Source organism: Arthrobacter sp. 10L424 (assembly GCF_056395325.1).
The window spans coordinates 176,070-196,342 of record NZ_JBFTJH010000005.1; the positions used below are offsets into that span (position 1 = coordinate 176,070).

The 20,273-nt window shown below is 62.8% G+C and carries 21 protein-coding genes and 3 pseudogenes; 7 read left to right on the plus strand and 17 right to left on the minus strand.

Translation table 11 applies throughout. From position 1 onward, the window contains the following. Window positions 1-26: 26 nt before the first annotated feature. The 6 genes from AC1DC5_RS11735 to AC1DC5_RS11760 are packed head-to-tail and all read right to left on the minus strand — an operon-like array spanning window position 27 to window position 5,947. On the minus strand, window positions 27-2,189 hold the full coding sequence (locus tag AC1DC5_RS11735; RefSeq protein ID WP_476865241.1) for an acetate--CoA ligase family protein: 2,163 nt from the start codon (window positions 2,187-2,189) through the stop codon (window positions 27-29). 49 nt (window positions 2,190-2,238) lie between these two features. Beyond that, the gene (locus tag AC1DC5_RS11740; RefSeq protein WP_476865242.1) at window positions 2,239-3,288 is read right to left on the minus strand and encodes an ABC transporter substrate-binding protein; all 1,050 of its coding nucleotides are present in this window, start codon (window positions 3,286-3,288) and stop codon (window positions 2,239-2,241) included. Window positions 3,289-3,344: 56 nt separating this feature from the next. Continuing rightward, the gene (locus AC1DC5_RS11745; RefSeq protein WP_476865243.1) at window positions 3,345-4,184 is read right to left on the minus strand and encodes a class III extradiol dioxygenase family protein; all 840 of its coding nucleotides are present in this window, start codon (window positions 4,182-4,184) and stop codon (window positions 3,345-3,347) included. Continuing rightward, the gene (gene ligA / locus AC1DC5_RS11750; RefSeq protein WP_476865244.1) at window positions 4,177-4,548 is read right to left on the minus strand and encodes a protocatechuate 4,5-dioxygenase subunit alpha; all 372 of its coding nucleotides are present in this window, start codon (window positions 4,546-4,548) and stop codon (window positions 4,177-4,179) included. The genes AC1DC5_RS11745 and ligA overlap by 8 nt, the downstream gene beginning before the upstream one ends. Before the next feature lie 2 nt (window positions 4,549-4,550). Continuing rightward, a complete protein-coding gene (locus AC1DC5_RS11755; protein WP_476865245.1) occupies window positions 4,551-5,237 on the minus strand; it encodes an RraA family protein in 687 nt (228 codons plus the stop codon). Next, entirely contained in the window at window positions 5,234-5,947 is a 714-nt protein-coding gene (locus tag AC1DC5_RS11760) for an RraA family protein (protein WP_476865246.1), read from the minus strand. The genes AC1DC5_RS11755 and AC1DC5_RS11760 overlap by 4 nt, the downstream gene beginning before the upstream one ends. A gap of 210 nt (window positions 5,948-6,157) precedes the next feature. On the opposite strand from AC1DC5_RS11760, the gene AC1DC5_RS11765 reads away from it, so the two are divergent. After that, complete coding sequence (locus AC1DC5_RS11765) at window positions 6,158-7,357, plus strand: PucR family transcriptional regulator (RefSeq protein WP_476865247.1); 1,200 nt, start codon at window positions 6,158-6,160, stop codon at window positions 7,355-7,357. A 70-nt stretch (window positions 7,358-7,427) separates the two neighbouring features. Continuing rightward, complete coding sequence (locus tag AC1DC5_RS11770; protein WP_476865248.1) at window positions 7,428-7,982, plus strand: HtaA domain-containing protein; 555 nt, start codon at window positions 7,428-7,430, stop codon at window positions 7,980-7,982. Window positions 7,983-8,028: 46 nt separating this feature from the next. On the opposite strand, the gene AC1DC5_RS11775 is transcribed toward AC1DC5_RS11770, so the two are convergent. After that, window positions 8,029-9,180 (minus strand): XdhC family protein, encoded by a 1,152-nt coding sequence (locus AC1DC5_RS11775; protein WP_476865249.1) that lies wholly within the window; start codon window positions 9,178-9,180, stop codon window positions 8,029-8,031. Further along, window positions 9,174-9,869 (minus strand): GntR family transcriptional regulator, encoded by a 696-nt coding sequence (locus tag AC1DC5_RS11780; RefSeq protein ID WP_476865250.1) that lies wholly within the window; start codon window positions 9,867-9,869, stop codon window positions 9,174-9,176. Before AC1DC5_RS11780 ends, AC1DC5_RS11775 begins: the two co-directional genes overlap by 7 nt. A 123-nt stretch (window positions 9,870-9,992) precedes the next feature. Here AC1DC5_RS11780 and AC1DC5_RS11785 point away from each other — a divergent pair, with 123 nt between their 5' ends. Genes AC1DC5_RS11785 through AC1DC5_RS11795 form a run of 3 tightly spaced genes read left to right on the plus strand, consistent with a single transcriptional unit; the run spans window position 9,993 to window position 12,618 of the window. Continuing rightward, window positions 9,993-10,973, plus strand: coding sequence for an alpha/beta fold hydrolase (locus AC1DC5_RS11785; protein ID WP_476865251.1), 981 nt, complete (start codon window positions 9,993-9,995; stop codon window positions 10,971-10,973). Further along, entirely contained in the window at window positions 10,970-11,785 is an 816-nt protein-coding gene (locus AC1DC5_RS11790; protein WP_476865252.1) for an ABC transporter ATP-binding protein, read from the plus strand. The genes AC1DC5_RS11785 and AC1DC5_RS11790 overlap by 4 nt, the downstream gene beginning before the upstream one ends. Then, complete coding sequence (locus tag AC1DC5_RS11795) at window positions 11,782-12,618, plus strand: ABC transporter permease (RefSeq protein ID WP_476865253.1); 837 nt, start codon at window positions 11,782-11,784, stop codon at window positions 12,616-12,618. The genes AC1DC5_RS11790 and AC1DC5_RS11795 overlap by 4 nt, the downstream gene beginning before the upstream one ends. 19 nt (window positions 12,619-12,637) lie before the next feature. Here the strand turns inward: AC1DC5_RS11795 and AC1DC5_RS11800 are convergent. Continuing rightward, window positions 12,638-12,751, minus strand: a pseudogene (locus tag AC1DC5_RS11800) (ABC transporter ATP-binding protein); the annotation flags it as partial. 139 nt (window positions 12,752-12,890) lie between these two features. On the opposite strand from AC1DC5_RS11800, the gene AC1DC5_RS11805 reads away from it, so the two are divergent. Both AC1DC5_RS11805 and AC1DC5_RS11810 read left to right on the plus strand, forming a co-directional pair. Continuing rightward, window positions 12,891-13,982 carry a type I restriction endonuclease gene (locus AC1DC5_RS11805; protein ID WP_476865254.1) on the plus strand — a complete coding sequence of 364 codons (1,092 nt, stop codon included), beginning with the start codon at window positions 12,891-12,893 and terminating at the stop codon, window positions 13,980-13,982. Window positions 13,983-14,258: 276 nt separating this feature from the next. Next, on the plus strand, window positions 14,259-14,819 hold the full coding sequence (locus tag AC1DC5_RS11810) for a hypothetical protein (RefSeq protein ID WP_476865255.1): 561 nt from the start codon (window positions 14,259-14,261) through the stop codon (window positions 14,817-14,819). Window positions 14,820-15,271: 452 nt separating this feature from the next. Here the strand turns inward: AC1DC5_RS11810 and AC1DC5_RS11815 are convergent, their stop codons facing one another. From AC1DC5_RS11815 to AC1DC5_RS11850, 8 genes and pseudogenes are all read right to left on the minus strand, one after another. Beyond that, window positions 15,272-15,454, minus strand: coding sequence for a hypothetical protein (locus AC1DC5_RS11815; RefSeq protein ID WP_476865256.1), 183 nt, complete (start codon window positions 15,452-15,454; stop codon window positions 15,272-15,274). A 238-nt stretch (window positions 15,455-15,692) separates the two neighbouring features. After that, window positions 15,693-15,842, minus strand: a complete 150-nt coding sequence (locus tag AC1DC5_RS11820; protein ID WP_476865257.1) for a hypothetical protein — start codon at window positions 15,840-15,842, stop codon at window positions 15,693-15,695. A gap of 245 nt (window positions 15,843-16,087) precedes the next feature. Then, a complete protein-coding gene (locus AC1DC5_RS11825; protein ID WP_476865258.1) occupies window positions 16,088-16,879 on the minus strand; it encodes a DUF6994 family protein in 792 nt (263 codons plus the stop codon). A gap of 52 nt (window positions 16,880-16,931) precedes the next feature. Continuing rightward, window positions 16,932-17,081, minus strand: a pseudogene (locus AC1DC5_RS11830) (vitamin B12 dependent-methionine synthase activation domain-containing protein); the annotation flags it as partial. After that, window positions 17,081-18,049: pseudogene (locus AC1DC5_RS11835) on the minus strand (ABC transporter ATP-binding protein); the annotation flags it as partial. The pseudogenes AC1DC5_RS11830 and AC1DC5_RS11835, both read right to left, overlap by 1 nt. Window positions 18,050-18,080: 31 nt before the next feature. Further along, window positions 18,081-18,257: a CsbD family protein gene (locus AC1DC5_RS11840; protein ID WP_476865259.1), complete on the minus strand. Its 177-nt coding sequence runs from the start codon at window positions 18,255-18,257 to the stop codon at window positions 18,081-18,083. A 128-nt stretch (window positions 18,258-18,385) separates the two neighbouring features. Beyond that, complete coding sequence (locus AC1DC5_RS11845) at window positions 18,386-18,850, minus strand: GNAT family N-acetyltransferase (protein WP_476865260.1); 465 nt, start codon at window positions 18,848-18,850, stop codon at window positions 18,386-18,388. Between the two features lie 69 nt (window positions 18,851-18,919). Next, the gene (locus AC1DC5_RS11850) at window positions 18,920-20,128 is read right to left on the minus strand and encodes an MFS transporter (protein WP_476865261.1); all 1,209 of its coding nucleotides are present in this window, start codon (window positions 20,126-20,128) and stop codon (window positions 18,920-18,922) included. Window positions 20,129-20,273: the final 145 nt, after the last annotated feature.

Below are 20,273 nucleotides of genomic sequence, written 5' to 3' on the forward strand. Positions count from 1 at the left end.
CTTTCTGCTCTTGTAGTGGGTGCCGGTTAGCGGGCGGCCAGGACGATGAGTGCATCCAGGGCGATGACCCTGTCCTTGGAGACATTCAGCGGGTTGATGTCGATGGCCTCGATCAGTCCGTCCAGGTCAATGGCGAGGCGACCCAGGCCCTGGATGGCTGCCAGCACGCCTTCATGGTCAAGGGAACTGCCGCGGAAGCCCGTCACCAGGGTTCCGGCCTTGGTCCGTGCCAGCACTTCAGCGGCTGTCTCGCGGTTGAGGGGCGGCAAGCCGACGGCGACGTCGTCGAAAAGTTCAACAGTCACCCCACCGGAACCGACAGCCACCACAGGTCCGGCTTCGGCATCCTGGGCGAGGCCGAGCATCAGCTCGGTGCCTCCGGAGACGAACTCGGCCACCAGCACCTCAAGCGCTTCCCCTGGCTGCACCGCAGCAAGGTTCTTATCCAGGGTGGTAAAGCCGGTGCGTACTGCTTCCGCGTCTTTGAGGTTGAGCAGTACTCCACCAATATCCGACTTGTGGGTGAGGGTCTCTGAGCTGATCTTCAGCACTACCGGGTAGCCGATTTCCTCGGCCGCCGCCACGGCCGCCTCCACACTGCCGGCGCGAAGCTCGGACGTGGTGGGGATGCCGTATTCGCGGAGCAACGCCTTGGACTCAAATTCGGACAGGCTCGTTGCTTCGCCTGCCACTGCCTTGGCGGCAAGTTCGGCGCGGATGCGTGCCGCTTCGGGATGCGGTTCGTGGCCGGGACGGGTGCGGGCCGTCGCGGCGGCGCGGCCCGCCTTGGTGATCACCGAGAGGGCACGGCTGGCTTCCTGCAACACAAAGATGCCGGGCAGTTCCTTGCGCACGGCGCGGGCATGATCGGTCAGTGAGTAGGAAGAGAGCGACATGGAGCCAACCGGCTTTCCCAGCGGGTTCTCCCCCGACGTCATGGCCGAAAGGTTGCGCAGGTACTTTTCCTCCCGGACCTTGTGCGGGCCGCGCGGCAGTTCCTCCTGCACCAGCACAACATCGATGTTGGGGTCCGCGGCCATGAGCCTGACGCACTTTTCGTAAATCTCGGGGTTAGAGAGGCCCGGGAATCCGGAGTCCAGCGGGTTGCCCACCGAGGAACCGGCGCCGAGGATCGCGTCCAGCGCCTCGGCTGTGGAGGCCTCGAGCTTGGGGAAGGTGATTCCTTGGGCGGAGGCGTAGTCCATGAGGAGGTCTTTCAAACCGCCGGAGTGTGAAACAACGCCAATGCGGGGGCCGGGCAGCGTGCCTGCGTTGAGGAGCAGCTCGATCGCGTCCACCAGTTCGTCCTGCGTGTGGACCACTACGACGCCCAGCTCAGCGGCCAGGGCCTCAAAGGCACGCAGGGATCCGACGACGGACCCGGTGTGGGCAAGGGCCGCCTTGCGGCCCTCCGGGGAAGCACCAACTTTGAGCACCACCAGGCGCTTGCCTTGGGCACGTACCAGTTGGGCGGCTTCGCTGAAGGCGTCAACGTCCTTGATGGATTCGATGAAGCAGCCAATGACGTCGGTACGGTCATCAGTGGCCAGATGCTTGATGTACTCAGCGCAGCTCAGCGACATCTCAGAGCCGGAGGCCACCAGGGTGGACGGTTCCACGCCACGGTCCATCAGGGCCTCGTAGGTGAACATGAGGACGCCGCCACTCTGGCCTACCAGCGCGACCTTCGAGCCGCCGTCGGAACCTGTACGGGTGAGGGCGATAGTCATCACTGCCGAGTCCAGGCGGAACAGGCCACCGAAGTTCGGGCCGGCAATCGGGATCTGGGTTTCTTCAGCGATGGCACGTATTTCAGCGCCCAGGGCGAGTCCTGCCGGGTCCCCGCCTTCACCGAAGCCGACGGCGTGGATGGCGATGGCCCGGGCGTCCGCGGCGATGGCTTCACGCAAGGCGGCGGGAACCATGACGGCCGGTACGGAGATAATGACGAGCCCCGGACGTTCGGGGACGTCGGCAATAGACTTGAAACAGGGGGCGCCCCAGAGTTCCTCGCGGCGGGGATTGACCGGGTAGACCTTGCCGGCGAATCCCAGCTTGGTCAGGTCCTTGTGTGCCTTGTCCGTTGGGCCGCGATCGGACGCGCCGATGATCACAACGTTTTCCGGGGAAAAGAGGGACGTCAGGTCAGCGCCGACAAGATCTTTGGCATCGAGCAATTCGGTGCTCATGGTAATTTCCTTAGCTGTTCAGGGGAAGGGTGATTGAGCGGTTGGGCCGCTATTTTTTGGACTCGGCCAAGGAATCAAAGGCCTTGGCGCGGAAGGTGTCGTTCACGAACTCACTGGCCGGTATGACCTTCTCCGTGACTTTGCCGGCCACCAGGTATTCCTGGAATGCCTGGACGGCCTTCTCATCGAAGAGGCCATCGGTCTTCACGGTGGGCAGTTCCACGTTGGTCCAGTCCTCGGCGTCAGTCATGCTGGTGTACTTGGTGAGGATCTTTACGACGTCGGCCCGCTTGCCGGTGGCCAGCGCATCGTCGTAGTACTTCAGGGACCGCAGGGTAGCTGCGGAGAACGCCGTCACTGCCTCGGGGTCCGACTTCACGATGCTCTCCGAGGCCTGGAGCCAGGTGGGGAAGCCTGCCGCAACGGTGCCTACGCCGGTTGCCCGGACAGCGATTCCCTTGCTCACTGCCACCGAGGCCAGGGGTTCGAACATCCAGGCCGCGTCCACCTTGCCGTTGGACAGTGCGGACAGCATGTCCGGGAGGCCCATCACGGTGAACTGGCTGGCTGCGGGATCCCCGCCTGCTGCCTTGATCGCGGACTTGGCGAAGTACTCGCTGCTGGTGGACGGGCCCACGATTGCCACGTTCGCACCTGCGAGATCCCCGGGTCCCTTCCCTGCGTCAGCCAGGTCCTTGCGGATCACCAGGCCTGGGATCTTGGTGTCCGCCGAGTACACGTTGGTTGCCAGGATGACGGGATCCTTGATACCCGAGGCTGCCGCGTTGAAGAAGGTGGCGTTCGGCTGTCCCGTGCCGAATTGCACACCGCCGGAGACCAGAAGCGCGGGGATATCGGAGGAAGACTTCACCGGCACCAGCTCGACGTCGAGGCCGGCCTCTGCGAAGTAGCCGTTTTCGAGGGCAACATACAGGGGAATGTCTGCGGCAGCGGAGAGTGAGGCCACCTTGATTTTGGCGTGCTTCGCCAGGCCGTTGGCAGCCTCGCTGCTGCCCGTCGAGGCACAGCCGGTGAGTGCCAGCAGGCCGATGGCCGCCGTTGTCGCCGCGAGGCGCATGCCCAAGAGAGCCTTGTTCATGATGTGGTTCGTCCTTTCACAGACAAGTTGTAATGAGGCGCCCGGAGTGCCCGGCGCTATCCTGCGTTTTGCATGGCCACCACACCGGCGGCGGTGTTTGCCACGGGGATGACGTAGCCGCTGAGGCCCGTCTCGACGTCGGCGTCGAGGGCTCCGCGCATGATCAGCCACATCACCAGTTCGGCACCTTCGGAGCCGGCCAGGTTGATGTACTCCGGATTGCTCAGGGAGGCGAGGTTCTCAGGATCGTTCACAATGTCCGTGAGGAACTGCTGGTCGAAGTCCGGGTTGATGTGGCCCGCCCGTTCACCCTGCAGCTGATGGCTCATCCCACCGGTGCCGATCACTGCTACGCGGGTGTCCTTGGGGTATGAACGGAGCGCCCGCCCAATGGCCTGTCCCAGGTCGTAGCAGCGCTGCGCGCTGGGGGTCGGCTGCTGGACGACGTTCACTGCCAACGGAATGACCTTGACCGGCCACGCTTCAGGCGTGCCGAACAGCACCTTCATGGGGGTGGAAAAGCCGTGATCCACGTCCAGGCTCTGGCACACCGTGAGGTCGAAGCCTTCCGGGACAACCGAATCGATGATGTGCCAGGACAGCTCCGCGTCACCCTGGTATTCGGGCAACTGGGGACGTCCGAAACCTTCGTCGGCCGGCATGTACGACTCCGCCGCACCGATCGCGAAGGTGGGAACCAGGTCAAAAGAGAAGGATGCGCCGTGGTCGTTATAGATGACCACCACAACGTCGGGTTTGGTCTCGGAGAGCCAGCTTCCGACGTCGGTGAACGCCTTCATCTGCGGGTTGCTGTCCTGCCCGGTGGCCGCAGCTTCCACTGCAGGGCCCAAGGCCGGTACGTGCGAGATGCCGATTCCTGCGACGATTTCAGCCATGGGGCTGTCTCCCTCCGTTGCTCATCATTTCCTTGAACTCTTCGGCGCTGGTGCCGGTCATCGCTGCGAGGACCTGTTGGACCGTGAGTCCGTCCATGACGCCGATCTTGTAGGCGAAGTAGATGTTGCCGCCGTGCTTGATCATGCTCAGCCAGTCCCGGGTTCTTACGGCTTCCCGCTGTTCCTCGGTCAGACCGAAGCGCTCCATAAAGGCTTCGGGATCAGCCTGGAAGGCCTCGCGCTCAGCCGGAGTGTTCAACGCCGCGCTCATCTTGTTGAGCGGGTAACCCATCCGGGAGCGTCTGCCATCAAATACGTAGGTTCCAGGGATCTGGTCGAAAGTCAGGGGCGGTTTCCGGTCCATCCTCAGCGGCCTCCTTCGGCTCGGTATTCACGTGGGGAATCGGTATCGCGAAGCGGCGAGCCGAGTGCGCGGAAGCCGTAGACATCCACAGTGAGTTCGCCATTGCGCAGCCGTTCCATGTAGGTGTCTTCCTTGGCCACGCGCTCCCTGGCGGCCTCGATGACCCGGGAGACGTCCCCGGCCGGGATGACGCACACGCCGTCGCGGTCCGCTACCACCAGGTCTCCGCGGGCAACGACCCGTCCGCGCAGAGTGATGTGCCGTCCCACAGTTCCCGGCCACTGCTTGTCCGTACCGCGGATGGAAATCGAGGTGGAGAAAGCGGGAAATCCGAGCGCCGCGAGTTCGCGCGTGTCCCGCACGCCGCCGTCCATGATCAGCCCGGTGATGCCGCGGGCCTGCGCCGCTACGGCCATGACCTCGCCCCAGTAGCCGAATTCTCCCCCGCCGGCGTCCACCATCAGGACGTCGCCGGGCTCGGCGTCCGCCACCCCCCAATGCAGGGCGAGATTGTCGCCCAAGCGGGCGGAAACGGGGAGCGCACGGCCCACGATCTGGGCCCCGTCCCAGGATGGGCGGAAAGCCGCGTCCAGGTAAAGGTCGTTCTTGGATGCCTCGTAGAGGGTCGCCGATCCCATGGAAAGAAGCTCGAGGGCGTCAATGTCCAGGATTCCTGCTTCGACGCTCATGCGCGTGCTCCGGCCTCTGCCACCACTGCGGGGAACTGGGAATCGTGCATGACCTCTGCAACGTTCCTGCCGGAGCGCACTGCTTCGGCCATTCCTGCTTCCCGGTGGGCGATGCGTTCCGCGAGTTCGATCACGCGTTCCGCCTCAGCGAAGGGTACAAAGACCACTCCGTTCCAGTCGGCGATCACCAAATCGCCTGAGACCACGGCCACCCCGCAGATCTGGATCGGTTGGTCCATTGATTCCTGGACGATGCGCCCACGGGCACTCACCGGAACGGCAGCCCTGGCGAAGAGTGGCAGGCCTACGGCCTCGGATTCCTGCACGTCCCGGCAGGCACCATCGATGATGACTCCTGCGATGCCGCGCTGGCTGGCAGCCTCTGCCAGCAGACCGCCCCAGCAGGAGACGTCGGTCCGGCCGTGGTTGTCAATGACCACAATGTCTCCGGCCTCGGCCTGCGCGACGAGGGGGGTGGCAATATGGGTGGCCGGCCCGGCACTCGATTTGGGTGCCGCCTTCACGGTGCGGACGCGCCCTGCGGCCGGTGCCTGCGGCTTCCACCGTGGCGCCAACCCCGTCACGGCCCCTTGCAGGCCCAAAGTATCCAAAGCATCCGACACTGCGCAGCTGTCCAAAGCCCTCAGCCGGTCCACCAATTGCACATCGAAGCTCTCCGGCGCCATGGGTGCGGTTTTCGCTTCCAGCATGATCAACTCCATCTTCACCACATCGTGTGACGGGAACCACATCGTTCCCGCCTGCATCGACTCTATCCAACTAGTGCGCTATTGAGAACCGCACTTGTGTGGCAAACTATGAGCCAGATCTCCTACAAAATGTCGGAACCTGCAGCCCGCAACGTCCCGTAACCGCCGGGTCCGTGGGGATGTTGGTCAATTAGTACGAGGAAGTGCGCAATGTACGTCGACGCCATAGTCCAGGAACTCTTCACCGAACTCCGGGCCCCACTGATTGTGCTGGACGCGGACATGGAGCTTGTGGCCCACAGCATCCACCCGGACGTTGAGCACGACGCCGCGCAAATAGCCATGATTGTTTCGCGCCGCGGAACCACAGGGGCCATCGAGAGCCTTGAGCGCTACCGGGTGAAATACTCCACGGAACCCGTGCGGATCCCGGGCAAGAACGGGGGCCGCGGACACATCGTGGTGACCCTGCGGAGCTCCGGCACCGTCACCGGCTACCTCTCGTTTCCGGATCAGTACGGAGAGCGGATCCCGGAACAAACACTCGATGCCATTACCGCCGCCGCACACGGCCTCGGCGAGCGCCTCTGGCAAAAATCACTCGACCGCCGCCGCGGAAGAGAACATGTGCGGCAGTTGATCGAGGGCATGCTGGGTTCTGATCAACATTTGCGGGACTACGCAGTCCGCGAGATCGCCGGCGGCCAGTTGCTTGCGCCGGCGCAGCAATACTCCTTGCTTTTGCTGGGAGTCCGGGCATCACAAGGTGACGCCACCAGCTCGCCGAGCCTGACCTTGCAACAAGCCCTGAACCGGATCGCAGCCCCTGGCTCCACACGCGCGCTCGGAGTGGTTCTGGGCAGCGGGGCCGTGGTGATCATCCCCCGCGCCATCGATACTGCTGATTTGGCGGCACTGCTTGCAGAATGCGGCGCCGAAAGGGTGATCGCAGCAGCGGGCGGCGTGGTAAATTCGCTGGCCGAGATCCGGCGGTCGCACCGGCAAGCCCGGATCGCAATCCAAGGAGTGCTCCGGGATCCGTCAACTTATGGAGACTGCGCCTCATGGGATGATCTGGGCGATGACCGCCTCCTGCTCCAGCTCCCGCTGGACGAGATGAGCCACGATGACCTTCCGGCCGGTTTGTGTCGGCTCCTGGCAACACGCAACGCACCCATGCTGATCGAAGCCCTTCAGGCGTACCTGACTACCGGCGGAAATGCCGTGGAGGCATCCCGGCGGCTGCACCTTCACCGGAGCACGTTGTATTACCGGCTGGAGCGGGTGTCTGCCACCACGGGTCTGGACTTGGCTGACGGCAGGGTGCGCCAGGAGTTGCACTTGGCTTTGCGCGTGGCCGCCCTCCTGGAAACGGACCAGCAAGGGGCCAGGAAGGGGGTGCCGACGTAGTGGCAGTCCGTGTATGATCCGTCTAACGCAGAAGTTACATAGCTGCGCGCCGTCCACCCAACCAAGCACGATGATCGTAAGGGGCCCCACCGTGTCCAGCCAGACAGCAGCGCTCCACGGTCCGCAGCAAGGGCCACCACCTGGCCTTACGTGGGGAATCAAGCAAAGCTTCATGCGGTATCTCGGTGCGCTCGAGGACACCCGGGTGGACCTTGAGGGCGGAGCAGCCATGCTGGACATGGGGGCCTTCAACTTCCCCCTCGCCGGCAGCGCGATCGACACGGTCGACACCAGGGGAACAGCGGACTCTCCTGTCGGCTCAAGCACGTTCTCTTTCTTGGGAACAGTGGAACTGACGGCCCACGGCGGCATGCTGTCTGTGGCCCTGCGCCAGCCGCAGTTGGCTATCACCGGTACCACCAGCATGCTCACTATCGACGACGGTGCGGGTCACCGCATGGCGCTGTGCCATTTGGAAGGCGGCGCCTACGAGGCACTTGGGGAAGACCTGGTGTGGTCCGCGGACAGTGTCTTCCTCACGGAGGCTGGGGTGCAGACCTTTGGCGGGCAGTATCAGGCTGGCCAGATGCTGGATCCCGTCCTCGTGCGGATGCCGCTGCCCTAAATAGGGACCAACCCAAAACACGAGCTCCCCTAAACCGCGACCAAACCTAAACAGTCACTAACGCTGTCCCGTGGATGGGTCCACTGGCCGCGCTAAGGGATGTCCCGCTTCGCCCTGAACCAAAGGCGACGATTTCAGCCATGATGGACACTGCAGTCTCTGCTGGTGTCACGGCCCCGAGGTCAAGCCCCAATGGGCTGTGCAGGCGAGCGACTTCGGTGGCGCTCAGCCCTTCGGCCAGCAGCCGGTGGTTCCGGTCCTGATGGGTTCGGCGCGATCCCATCGCTCCCACATAGTTCCCCCAGGGCAGGCGCAAGGCTACGGACAGCACAGGAACGTCGAATTTCACGTCATGGGTCAGCACGCACAGGGCCGAACGCTCGTCTATCCGTCCGGCAGCAACCTCGGCAGCCAAGTACTCGTGCGGCCAACGGGTGACCAGTTGGTGCGCGCCGGGGATCCTTTCCTTGGTAAGGAATACAGCGCGGGCATCGCAGACAGTGACCCTGTAGCCTACGAAGGCCCCGGCCTCGGCGAGGGCTGCCGCGAAATCCACAGCACCGAAGATGATGAGCCGGGGCCTGGCCGAAAAGACCTCAATGAACACCCGGACACCAACTGCTGGGCCGGCGCTGTCACCTAACCCCGCGGTGCCGCCCCATTCCACAATCCCGTGCCGCCGTTCGGACAGTGCCTTCCGCGCGGCGTCCACCGCCCACGCGTCCATGGCCGTCGAGCCCAGTGTTCCAGCGTGGGACTCTTGCCGGATGAACACCTTGGCTCCGGGCCGGACGCCCGCAACGCCTGAGGAAACTACAGTCACCAGTGCTGCCGGCGGACCATCGACGGCGGCCTCCGCCAGCTCTTCAAGCCACGGAAGCGTGGTGCGATCCACGAGTTCGGTCAGGGTTTCGAGGGTTCCGCCGCAGGTCAGGCCCATCTCCCAGGCGTCGTCATCACTGAAACCAAAAACATTGTTGACCGGCCCGGAGCCCTGCACGCAGGACATGTTGGCTTCATAAACGGCGGATTCCACGCATCCGCCGGAGACTGAGCCGAACACTTGGCCCTCCACCGTGGTCATTTGTGAGGATCCCACCGGAAGGGGCGCGGAGTCGCGAGTACTGATGACGGTGGTGATCGCCACCGGCGTTCCGGTGCGCCATGCGGCCAGGGCGGCGTCGAGGATGTTCAGCATCCGTCGCCCAATTCGGTGGTAATGGCTGCCCCGCTGTTGCTGACGTGCTCGCGCATGAGGCGCCCGGCCAGTTCAGAATCGCGGTCCAACACGGCGTCGATGATGCGCACATGTTCGGTGTGCGAGGCTGCCACGGCCTTTTGAGACTTGTGAACGGAGAACCGCCGCCTGTCACTGACGTCCCACAACTGCTCCAGAATGTCCACCAGCCGGTTGTTTCCGCAGGCACTGTAGATGGCCCGGTGCAGATGGCGGCTGAAGTGGAAGCGCTCAAGCCCAGTTGCACGGGCGGGCGGCCCCGGCCGGAAGGAGGCAATGTGCGCTAACTCCTCCTCGGTGGCCAGCGTTGTAGCAAGCTGTGCCGCCATGGGGTCCAAGGCCAACCGGATCTGGTAAATCTCATCCACGAAGGCCTGGGTTACCGGTGCAACGACTGTTTCGCGGTGGGCGCGGCTGACCACCAAGTGCTCGGCTTCCAGCCGCCGCAAGGCCTCACGCACCGGGGTTGTGGAGACGCCGAGTTCCTTGGCCAGCGGCTCCTGGTCCAGGACTGTCCCGGCGGTCAGTTCATTCTCAAGGATGCTCCGCCGCAGGTGCGCATAGGCATATTCGGACTTGGTCAACGCATGCGGGGCCGATCCCGCCCAGCTTCCCGCCAGCCGGGCAGCCAGCGACTCGGGAACATTCATCTTGCCTCCAACGCCGGGTGACGCCACGGAACGTTTTTCTCTAACCAGGTGCAGACTATCAAACTTATGCGCTTCTGGGTAAGCTGGCTCACATTATTGATCCACAGCTAAGGACTACCGCTCGTGACTGACCACCCACAGAACACTGGGGATCCCTCGGAATCCAGGCAACTCCCGCAAAAGCTGTTTCCGGCAAGTAGAGGGCAGTTCGCCCCGGTTTCCGACGGCGATTCCGCCTGGGTCTGCGATACCGGAGCCACCGGGGAAGAACGGGGAACCCTGGTGTTCCTGCATTCGGCGGTGGGAAACCTCGGGACTTTCAAGCACCAATTGACTTGGTTTGCTGAACGTGGCTACCGTGCCCTTGCCTATGACAGGCGCGGCCACGGCAGCACTCCTTCCGGCCGTCATGGTTTGAAGCGGGCCACCCCGGAAAATGACCTGTTGCTCCTGCTGGAGGCGCAGGGGATCTCCAACCCTGTGCACTTGGTGGGCGCAGCAGCGGGCGGACGCTTGGCCGCCGACTTCGCGTTGGCCCACCCCCACCGTGTTGCCTCCTTGACCCTGGTGTGTTCCATGGCCGGCGTCGCTGCGGATATTTATCCCGAGGGCACGTCAACGTTGCTCCCGCCCGAGTTCCTGGCCCTTCCCCCGTACTTGCGCGAGCTGGGCCCCGTCTACCGCGGCGACAACCCTGCCGGAACACAAGCCTGGCGGGACCTGGTGGAGCAGAGCGTGCCGGAAAACATTGTGTCCGACCCCGCCAAGTGGGTGGCCAAATCGATTCCGACGGCGGCCGGCGACCACCAGCCTCGCACGCCTCAGTCTCCGGCACCCGCGCCGCGGGGCCTCCGAGGGCTGGCTTGGCTGCAAGAGCCCGGCGGAGCAACTGAGCACGGCGTTCCGCTCCATCTCATCACCGGCGACGCGGACCCGTACACCACGCCTTCGGCCTACGCCCGCTTGGCACAGGCACTGCCCGGTGCCGCTTTCGAGGTGGTCCCCGGCTCGGGCCACTCCCCTTATTGGGAGCGGCCGGACGCCTTCAACACCATGGTGCTGCACCACGTCAGTGCCGTTGTAACCCAAGGAGCACCCGCATGAGTGTCATACCCGCAAGTGCCACGAAAACCAGCAGCGATGTCAAGGTGGACATCAGGGGTCTGGAAGTGGAGTTCCAGATGCGCGGCAGTGCCTTCAAGGCGTTGGACGGCATCGATCTGAGCATTCGGCGTGGAGAATTCCTCGTGATCGTGGGGCCTTCCGGCTGTGGAAAGACAACCCTGCTGCGCGTCCTCGCTGGACTCGAGGAATCTTCCGGAGGTGAGGTCCGGATTTTCGACGACGAGGACGGCCAGCGTCCGGAGAGCGCCATGGTGTTCCAGGAACACGGTGTCTTCCCGTGGATGACGGTCCGCGAGAACGTCGCTTTCGGCCTGAAGGCGAGCCGGATGGGCAGGCGGGAGCGTCGTGCCATTGCCGACGAATACATCGAACGCGTTGGGCTCACGCCCTTCGCCAAGGCCTATCCGCACCAGCTCTCCGGCGGGATGCGGCAGCGGGTTTCGGTGGCGCGCGCTTTCGCCACGGATGCCCAGATGCTGCTGATGGATGAGCCTTTTGCCGCTCTCGATGAGCAAACGAAGCTGGTGCTCCAGGAACTATTGCTCCGCATTTGGCAGGAAACGTCCAAGACGGTCCTTTACGTAACGCACTCCCTCGACGAGGCATTGGTGCTCGGCGACCGGATCGTGGTGATGAGTGGACGCCCGGGAGCAGTAAAGGACGTTATTGACGTCGCAACCGTATTCCAGCGGCCGCGCAAGGTAGCCGACGTCAGGTCGGATGAAAGATACGGATCCATGTTCGGCCGCATTTGGGGTCAACTGCGCCAAGAAGACGAGGCATCACAATGAGTACCACCGTGGAAAAGAACGGAATACGCAGCGTGGCGGCCGGCCATGCACCCACCCTCAAGGTCCGCAAGCGTCCGCTGGGCCGGCGTGCCACCCTGGCTCTGAGCATTGCCTCCCCGGTGGTCCTCCTGCTGTTGTGGGAGCTGGCGTCCCGGAGCGGAATGGTCGACGCGAGGTTCTTCCCCGCCCCCAGCGGAGTCTTGCTGGCCCTTGCCAAGGGCTTGATGGGAGACGAGTTGTGGGGACACATCGGAATCAGCCTCTCCCGGATCGTGATCGGTTTCCTCATCGGGGCCGTGCCGGCAGTGATGCTCGGGCTCGCCATGGGCCTCTCGGCGGTTATCCGGGCAATCGTCCAACCGCTGGTGGATGCAACTTTTCCGGTGCCGAAGCTGGCCATTCTCCCGTTGTTCATCCTGATCTTTGGACTGGGAGAGGGCTCCAAGTACATGGTGCTGGCCGTAGCGGTCTTCTTCATCGTGTTGGTCAATACGGCAGCGGGTGTGAAGGCCATCGACAGGACGCAGTTGGAGGTGGGAGCCAGCTTCGGAGCCAGCCGAACCATGATGTTCTTCGATATCGCTCTACCAGGAGCGCTCCCCTTCATTCTCTCGGGGCTCAAATTAGGAATGAACGTGGCCCTGCTGGTCATTGTTGCCGTGGAATTCACCGGTGCGTCCAGTGGAATCGGCTACCTCATTTGGAATAGCTGGCAGGTGTTCAAGGTGGAGCAAATGTACGTGGGCCTGGTGGTGACAGCCCTTTTCGGCTTCGGTTTCGCCGGGCTCTTCGCTGTCCTCGAACGCTTCACAATGCCTTGGAAGCAGCGGTGACGGCAGGGATCACACCCCAAAGCACCATGCCAATCCACGAGCGAAACTCGTAGCGGGTCATCGCGGTGCCGTCCACGCCGTCGAGCGTGATCCGCGCGGCGTCGAGTTCGTAGAAGCGCATCATCAGGTTCACCGACGGTTGCCTGCATCAGCGGGCCGAAGCGTTCGGTCGCGGGCAGGGACCCCGGGTCCTGGCCCACGACGGCTGCTTTCCTCCATTTGTCACAGCGCTGCGCTACGGTTGGCAACATCATCGATTCTCAGGGGGACAAATGGAGTTTGCAGAAAAGCTTTCAGCGTTGGCAGCAAAGGTGCGCCAGCAGCGGGATGTAATTCAAACGGAGGAAGCTACGAAGAATGCCTTTGTCATGCCGTTCATTTCCACAATTCTCGGCTATGACGTGTTCAACCCCATGGAAGTCGTTCCGGAGTTTATCGCGGATGTTGGGCTCAAGAAGGGCGAGAAGATCGACTACGCGATCGTCAAGGACGGCGAGGTTCAGATTCTGATCGAGTGCAAGAAGTCCACGGAACCCGTGAAGATCGAGCACGCCTCTCAACTTTTCCGTTACTTCGCGGTGACCAACGCCAGGATCGCCATCCTTACCAACGGTGAGGTGTACCAGTTCTTCACGGACCTCGATGCGCCGAACCGCATGGACGCCAAGCCATTTCTCGTGCTCGATTTGAACGACATCGACGAATCTCTCATTCCGGAGCTGCAAAAACTGTCCAAGGATGTCTTTGATCTCGACTCGATCATCAACGCGGCAGGTGAACTGAAATACATTGGTGAACTCAAGAGGACCCTCGCCGCGCAATTCAAGGAACCGGAGGATGAGTGGGTCAAGTTCCTGACCGGCCGGGTGTATCCGGGCCCTTACACCCAGAAAGTGCGTGAGCAGTTCACCGCGTTGGTGGCCAAGGCGTCCAAGCAGTTCCTAAACGATCAGGTGAACGAACGGCTGAAGAAGGCTCTGGGCGCTCCGGCCTTCCCCCAAAATGAGGACGCATCAGTGGCTGCCAGTGTCACAAGCGCACCTGTGGCTGAAGCGGACTTGGCCGAGGCTGACGGCTTGGAGACAACGCTGGAGGAAATCGAGGGCTACCAGATCGTGCGGGCCATCGTCTGCAGCGAAGTGAAGCCCGCCCGCGTGGTTCAGAGGGATGCAAAGTCCTATTTCGCAGTGCTGCTGGACGACAACAACCGCAAGCCGATCGCGCGCCTGCACTTCAACCGCACCCAGAAGTACATCGGCATCTTCGACGACAGCAAGGAAGAAACCCGAGTGCCCATTAGCTCACTGGAAGAGATCTACGAGCACACGGAAGCGCTCCGCGCGAGCGTAAAGAGCTACCTGTGACCCGCCCACTACAGACCTCAACTGAATTCTCGGACCAACTTGAAAGTGTCACGGAAGTTCCATGACTCTTGGAACAGGCGCCACGAGCGATCAATGAAGGCTGGCATCGACACCGCCCAGGCGAACTTGAATGTGAAACGGAAGCTTTCGCAAACTGGGCCATAGGCAAACGAAGTTGACTCCACTGCCTCAAGCGTATTCCAGTTCAAGATGATGAAGAGGCTCTGTTCGCCATGGCGAGCAGAGCCTCTTCATGTGTTAACCCACCACCCACAAATGAAAGAGGACAAGATGAACAACGGTCCCCAGCTACATGTCGACGGCAGCTTTGAGATGGAATTCGTGGTTGCCGGCGAGGACGAACACGGGCTTCCCTTGCTCGAGGTAAACCTGTATCCGGTCGTTGTCGTAGGGATGATAGGTGACAAGCCGGCCTTCGGCGTAGACGGCAAGCATCTCGTGGCTGGACTCACGATTCCGCTCGAAGATACGGGATTGAGCACAAGAGACTTGGACTCGTTGCCGCTTCATGGCGGGTGGGCAACCATCTCCACCGAACACGGCGAAGGGCTTCGTCCGCAGGATGTGGAAGGAATGTTCGGGCCACGATCCGCAGTCATCGTCCTCGAAGCGCTGGCAGACGCCCTGCTCTCCGAGAGTATCAACGCCGACATGAACGGCAGCTCATACCGATCGATAGAACAGTCCCACGCCAACCGGTATGAGGAGGTTCGGGCCATGCACAAGAACTTGCAGAGTCGCATCGAAAAGGAAGAACAGGTGCAGGTGACGCTTGACGTCTTCAACGCCATGATGCGGCGAGAATTCCTCGCCTAACCCTAGGCAAGCCAGTCAGCAGACCACCGACGTGTGGTCTTTTTTTATGCCCCGAATCGGCCTAGATGTCCACATCACCGACACAAAATCAGAAAGCGAATCAAGTGAACCGCGTAAACGCCTACACACATATCACCCATCGGCAGCAGTCGGTGCTACCTACCTCAAAATCCAAAGGCTGCATCGCAACCCGTGGGGGCGACGCCCAATTCACGGCGGCGCCGATCCCGACGGCAACGGCTTCTGGACAGCTGTCCCTGATTAGCGTCTGGCTGAGTACATTACCGCCAATCGGAACTGCTGGAACCTGTCAGTCGAGGTCTCCGCAGAGCGCCCGAGTTGGGCGGCTGGGGCCAACGGCCGTCCACAGCAAGCCAGGGATCCTTGGGGACGAGACGGCCGGCACGTTCGAACAGTAACTGTTTGACGCCCTTCAGCCTAGGTGCGAACTGTCAGTGCTTCCGGGGGACGTTGACGCGAACGTCGGCGGCCTGGGCTTCATTGAGTGCCCACCTCTGATACTTCGGGTGCTCTGGGTATTTTTTCCGAAGATAGTCCCGGACGACCTTCCCCGGTCGTTGCTCGTTGGTGTAGCCGAGTTCCCGAGCCAATTCTGCAGGTTCATATGTGCTCACAGCTCTGAGTTTAGGCCGTAGCGTGGTCGTTGCGGAGTGGCCGTTGGCGTTGAGCGGCCGCGGGTCGATCCCGCGCCAGTCTTCAAGTGCAGCCGCGGGCGGTGCACCCCGTCTAGGCCTTGTCCTTGGCCCACCACAGGAACTCAGCAGCGTGCTGCTGGTGCCGGTATCCGTCGCCGAGAAGGGCAACCAGAAAGTCGTTGCTCCATAGGAGGAGGCGTCCATTAGTCCAGGTGACCTATTCGGGATCGGGCGGTTCGAGACCCCAGAGCGACCGTGCGATTTCCCGCTTGCCGGCCACGCCGGTGTACATGAGGATCGTTACGTACCTCTCTGGGTCGACGATGCAGAGGGCCTTCGTCAGGAGAGATTCCTTGAAGCCCTTCATCGCAAAAGGCTGTGGTGTCCTTGATGAGGGCGGTGAGGCGGAGCGCTGTGTGGGGCGGGATCGGGCAGTGGACGCCGTTCCAGATCTTCGCCTGCGCGTGGGGTGGGCGAAGAAGCCGCCTGCTCCCCCGCCGAGTGAAAGGCAAAGTTGAGCTGTGGATACGGGGCGGCTTCAGCTCAGGGTCCAATGGCACTGCGGGGATGCCCTGGCACGCTGTCCCCGACCTACTGGCGGAGCACAAGGCGCTACTCGCGAACCTCAATGTCGGGGTGATTCTCTACGACCCACTTGGCCATGCGCTGCCCTCGTTTGTTGATGAACTCCAGTACGTTCTCCCGGTACTCCACGTACTCCTCGGTCGTGGCTGGTGTCCCGCGACGCTGGAAGTTGTCGAACGGCAGGAAGAACCGTATGTCGTCGTAGTCGGGCGTCACCAGGTCCTGAAAGTGGAAGAAGTCCACAAAACACCTGAACCCTTTTTCCCGCTGCCCGAAGAGCGCGAAGAAGTCCGCGTACGCGTTGATGACATCGGCAAGCGGGCTTTCCGGTTCTCCTGCGTAGTGGCGCCGGATGCACTCGAGAGTCAGGTCGATCCGGTCAGAGATCAGCGACCTGGTCCCTCGTGCCTGATTTATGGTGGGTCGGTCCTTGTTCCTCACGGGCCAAATCATCGCACTGCCAATGGTGTACGGCGGGTCGAGGTAGCGGGCCCGCTGCTCGTAGCTGAGCCCCGCGATGGCGTCGACAAGAGACTGAGGACGCATCCATTTGGTGTAAGAGGCGGTGATGGCGTCGCTGCCGTAGCAATGCCTCGCTCCAGAGGAGTCAGTGAAGATGAGGTACTCGTTGGAACGGGTCAAGGAGGCGCTCGGGGCGAAACGGTCACCGGAGCAAAACTCCTTGGTCCACAGCAGTTCGTGGTCCGCCCGGAGCCTCACGCTGTTCGCGTCCGGGTCGCCCAGGCCGCCGGATTTGCCCCGCTTAGCCTTCCGAGACTCGTCGGTCTTGTAGTCGAATGAAGTATCAAAGACGCCCATGGTGGCAGTGTATGCGCAGGTCAAGGCATTTTGGCCGTTTCAGACCCAAAAATCACACCTTGAAGTACTTCGCCTCCGGGTGGTGGAACACGAACGCGTCGATGGACTGTTTCGGGTGCAGCATCAGCTCATCGCTCAGGACCACGCCCATCCGTTCGGGATGCAGCAGTTCCGTCACCCTGCGGCGGTCCTCCATGTCCATTAGACCTCCGCCACCGGGGCCGCGAACTGCGCCGCGTACAGCGCCGCATACACCCCGCCCGCGGCCAGCAGCTCCGCATGATTCCCCTGTTCCACGATCTGCCCGGATTCCATCACCAGGATGAGGTCGGCGTCGCGGATGGTGGAGAGCCGGTGCGCAATAACAAACGAAGTCCGGTCGCTCCGCAGCGCGCTCATCGCCTTCTGCACCAGCACCTCGGTGCGCGTATCCACGGACGATGTCGCCTCGTCCAGGATTAGCACCGACGGCCGGGCCAGGAACGCCCGGGCAATGGTCAGCAACTGCTTCTCCCCCGCCGAAACGTTGCCGCCCTCGTCCTCGAGCACCGTGTCGTAGCCCTCCGGCAGGGACCGGACAAACCGGTCCACGTACGTCGCCTTCGCCGCCTCCAGGATCTCGTCCTCCGAAGCATCGGGCCGGCCGTAGGCGATGTTGTCCCGGATTGTCCCGCCGAACAGCCAGGTGTCCTGCAGCACCATGCCCATCCGCGAGCGCAGCCCGTCGCGGGTCATCGCGGTGACGTCCACGCCGTCGAGCGTGATCCGCCCGGCGTCGAGCTCGTAGAAGCGCATCATCAGGTTCACCAGGGTGGTCTTCCCCGCCCCGGTCGGCCCGACGATCGCCACGGTCTGCCCCGGCTCGGCCACCAGGCTCAGGTCCAGCGGCTTGTCCGGCGAATACGAGAAGGACACGTTCTCGAAGACCAGCCGGCCCCGCCCGCCGTTCGGCGCCACGGACGGAACAGGATCCGCCGACTGCTCCGCCTCGTCCAGCAGCTCGAACACCCGCTCTGCCGACGCCACCCCGGACTGCAGCAGGTTCGCCATCGACCCCAGCTGGGCCAGCGGCTGGGTGAACTGCCGCGAGTACTGGATAAACGCCTGCACATCCCCCAGCTGCATCGCCCCGGCGGCCACCTGCAGCCCGCCCACCACGGCGATCCCCACCGGCGGGACTAGCTCTCGGCACTACCGGTCGTCAGTGCTTCTTGAAAGCGTCCTTCACCTTTTCTGCCGCCTGCTTCAGGCCCGCCTTCACCTGGTCGCCCCTGCCTTCGTTCTTGAGGCGGTCGTCCCTCGTTGCCTTGCCTGTGGCTTCTTTGGCCCTGCCGGTCAGCTTTGTCGCCGCATTCCGGATCTTGTTACCCAGACCCATGGTTTTCCTCCTTGGAGAACTGCCCGGCGGGCTGCCGAGGGATCACAAATGCATGCTATCCGCCGCCCGGCGCGACGGCCATCCTCAACCCCGCAGCACCGTTACGGATGTGCACCGGGTGCCCGAATTCAGAGCTCTCGGTAGTAGTACAACATTGGGTCTGTCTGATCGGGCTCAGTATTGGTGAACCCGCGTGCTTCATAGAAGCGGCGCGCATCGGTGTCCTCTCCATCGACGTTGATCTCAATGAGGGCAGCGCCCCGTTCGCGTACCAGGTCGAGGACCGCGTCCAGGAGCGCACTGCCGAGGCGGTGACCGCGCAGCTCTGGACGGACGTAGAGCTCGTCGAGGATCGCGACCGGCCCTCGATACCAGACGTTGGGCCGGAAACTCAGCACAGCAACACCGCTCGCCGGCTCGCCGATCAGCAGGACCACCACGTCGTCCCCCGCCAGGAGCTGCGTCAACCGCGATTCAAGCTCGCGAACGTCCGGGGTCGGCGTCGAGAACTCAGTGTTGAAGTCTTGAAGCAACTGCGCAACGACGGCGGCGTCGGCCGTCGTCGCCCGCCGCGCGGAACCGACCGAGGTCATGACCTCACCTTGAGCACTGGGCGAAGCGGTGTCCACCCTGACCTCCTGAACGCGTGGCTAAAGAGCGGATCATGTTGAACCGCTGATCACCCGGTCACGTCCAACAAGCAGACCCGTCAGGGCGAGAACCGCCATGAGGCCCGCGGTGACGAGGAGCGGAAGCGTCCAGCCCCCGCTCACGTCGCGAAGACCACCGAACATTACCGGCCCTACCGCGGCGAGACCGTAGCCGATGGATTGCGCCATGCCGGACAAGGACGCTGCCTGCGGGAAATTCACGGTCCGGAGGCTGAACAGCGACAGAGCGATGACAATGAGGCTCCCGCACCCGATCGCCCCAAGAATGACCCACAGCAATAGGAGGTCCGGCGCAACTGCCAGCCCGAGAAACGTCACGAACGTGAGCCCGCCGCTCGTGAAGGATACAAGCCGCTGGTCCGAACCGCGGTGCAGGATTCCCCCTGTGGCAAGGCTGGCGAACACGCTGATGAGCAGGAATACGGACAGATGGACGCCCGCAGTAGTGGCCGGAACCCCCTGGCTTTGTTCGATGGTGGGCAACCATGCCATCAGGACGTAGAAGGCGATCGATTGCAGTCCCATAAAGATCGTCACCTGCCAGCCCAAGGCTGAGGTCCAGGGCGACCGGAAGGAAACCTCCGGCCTGGTGGCGTGCGCGGTGCCTGATCTGTGCCGGCGCAGCCACGGCAGGAGCACCGCCATGGCGATGAGAGCCAGTCCGACCCAGATTCCAAGGGCAAGCCGCCATCCCGCCGAGGACGTTTGTGCCACGGGAACGACGACGGCTGCCCCGATCGCTGCGAAGGCGGCCTGCGTTGCGGTGTAGCCTCCGGTGACCTGGCTGACCCGCAGCGGAAAGTCCCGCTTTACGAGGGAGGGCACCAGCACATTGAGAAATGCGATAGCTAAGCCGATCAGCGCGGTTCCCGCCCAGATGACGCCGGGCAACGATAAGGAGCGAAGCACGATGCCCGTGGCGAGGATCAGCAGGGACGTCCACAGTGCCCGGTCGAGACCCAAGCGGGAAGCAAAGCCGGGTGCCAGCGGGGAGAAGACTGCGAAAGCAATGAGCGGAAGGCCCGTGAGGAACCCTGCTGCGGCACTGGATAAGCCAAGGTCGCTGCTGATGCTCCCGAGCACCGGTCCCACGCTGACGAAGGACACCCGAAGGTTAACTGCGATGAGCAGAACGCCGATGAAAGCGAAGCCGAATCTGGCAGTGCGCTCCGGCGCGTTCCGGGTGGCAGCGGGCATCATGCGTTTTTCCATCCTTCGAGAGGTGAGGAGCGCACTCGCGCCTCTTACGATTCCGCCTTTGTCAGATAAAAGTTGACTAGGCATTTCAATTGGCCGACACCTCACCTTATGCCGAGCCGGTTGCCTGCCCTTGCGTCCGCCTCAA

What these genes read in the sequence shown, in the direction of transcription:
- AC1DC5_RS11735 (WP_476865241.1), bottom strand. Translation starts at nt 2,189, where the DNA reads ATGAGCACCGAATTGCTCGATGCCAAAGATCTTGTCGGCGCTGACCTG.
- AC1DC5_RS11740 (WP_476865242.1), bottom strand. Translation starts at nt 3,288, where the DNA reads ATGAACAAGGCTCTCTTGGGCATGCGCCTCGCGGCGACAACGGCGGCC.
- AC1DC5_RS11745 (WP_476865243.1), bottom strand. Translation starts at nt 4,184, where the DNA reads ATGGCTGAAATCGTCGCAGGAATCGGCATCTCGCACGTACCGGCCTTG.
- ligA (WP_476865244.1), bottom strand. Translation starts at nt 4,548, where the DNA reads ATGGACCGGAAACCGCCCCTGACTTTCGACCAGATCCCTGGAACCTAC.
- AC1DC5_RS11755 (WP_476865245.1), bottom strand. Translation starts at nt 5,237, where the DNA reads ATGAGCGTCGAAGCAGGAATCCTGGACATTGACGCCCTCGAGCTTCTT.
- AC1DC5_RS11760 (WP_476865246.1), bottom strand. Translation starts at nt 5,947, where the DNA reads ATGCTGGAAGCGAAAACCGCACCCATGGCGCCGGAGAGCTTCGATGTG.
- AC1DC5_RS11765 (WP_476865247.1), top strand. Translation starts at nt 6,158, where the DNA reads ATGTACGTCGACGCCATAGTCCAGGAACTCTTCACCGAACTCCGGGCC.
- AC1DC5_RS11770 (WP_476865248.1), top strand. Translation starts at nt 7,428, where the DNA reads ATGATCGTAAGGGGCCCCACCGTGTCCAGCCAGACAGCAGCGCTCCAC.
- AC1DC5_RS11775 (WP_476865249.1), bottom strand. Translation starts at nt 9,180, where the DNA reads ATGCTGAACATCCTCGACGCCGCCCTGGCCGCATGGCGCACCGGAACG.
- AC1DC5_RS11780 (WP_476865250.1), bottom strand. Translation starts at nt 9,869, where the DNA reads ATGAATGTTCCCGAGTCGCTGGCTGCCCGGCTGGCGGGAAGCTGGGCG.
- AC1DC5_RS11790 (WP_476865252.1), top strand. Translation starts at nt 10,970, where the DNA reads ATGAGTGTCATACCCGCAAGTGCCACGAAAACCAGCAGCGATGTCAAG.
- AC1DC5_RS11795 (WP_476865253.1), top strand. Translation starts at nt 11,782, where the DNA reads ATGAGTACCACCGTGGAAAAGAACGGAATACGCAGCGTGGCGGCCGGC.
- AC1DC5_RS11805 (WP_476865254.1), top strand. Translation starts at nt 12,891, where the DNA reads ATGGAGTTTGCAGAAAAGCTTTCAGCGTTGGCAGCAAAGGTGCGCCAG.
- AC1DC5_RS11810 (WP_476865255.1), top strand. Translation starts at nt 14,259, where the DNA reads ATGAAAGAGGACAAGATGAACAACGGTCCCCAGCTACATGTCGACGGC.
- AC1DC5_RS11820 (WP_476865257.1), bottom strand. Translation starts at nt 15,842, where the DNA reads ATGAAGGGCTTCAAGGAATCTCTCCTGACGAAGGCCCTCTGCATCGTC.
- AC1DC5_RS11825 (WP_476865258.1), bottom strand. Translation starts at nt 16,879, where the DNA reads ATGGGCGTCTTTGATACTTCATTCGACTACAAGACCGACGAGTCTCGG.
- AC1DC5_RS11840 (WP_476865259.1), bottom strand. Translation starts at nt 18,257, where the DNA reads ATGGGTCTGGGTAACAAGATCCGGAATGCGGCGACAAAGCTGACCGGC.
- AC1DC5_RS11845 (WP_476865260.1), bottom strand. Translation starts at nt 18,850, where the DNA reads ATGACCTCGGTCGGTTCCGCGCGGCGGGCGACGACGGCCGACGCCGCC.
- AC1DC5_RS11850 (WP_476865261.1), bottom strand. Translation starts at nt 20,128, where the DNA reads ATGATGCCCGCTGCCACCCGGAACGCGCCGGAGCGCACTGCCAGATTC.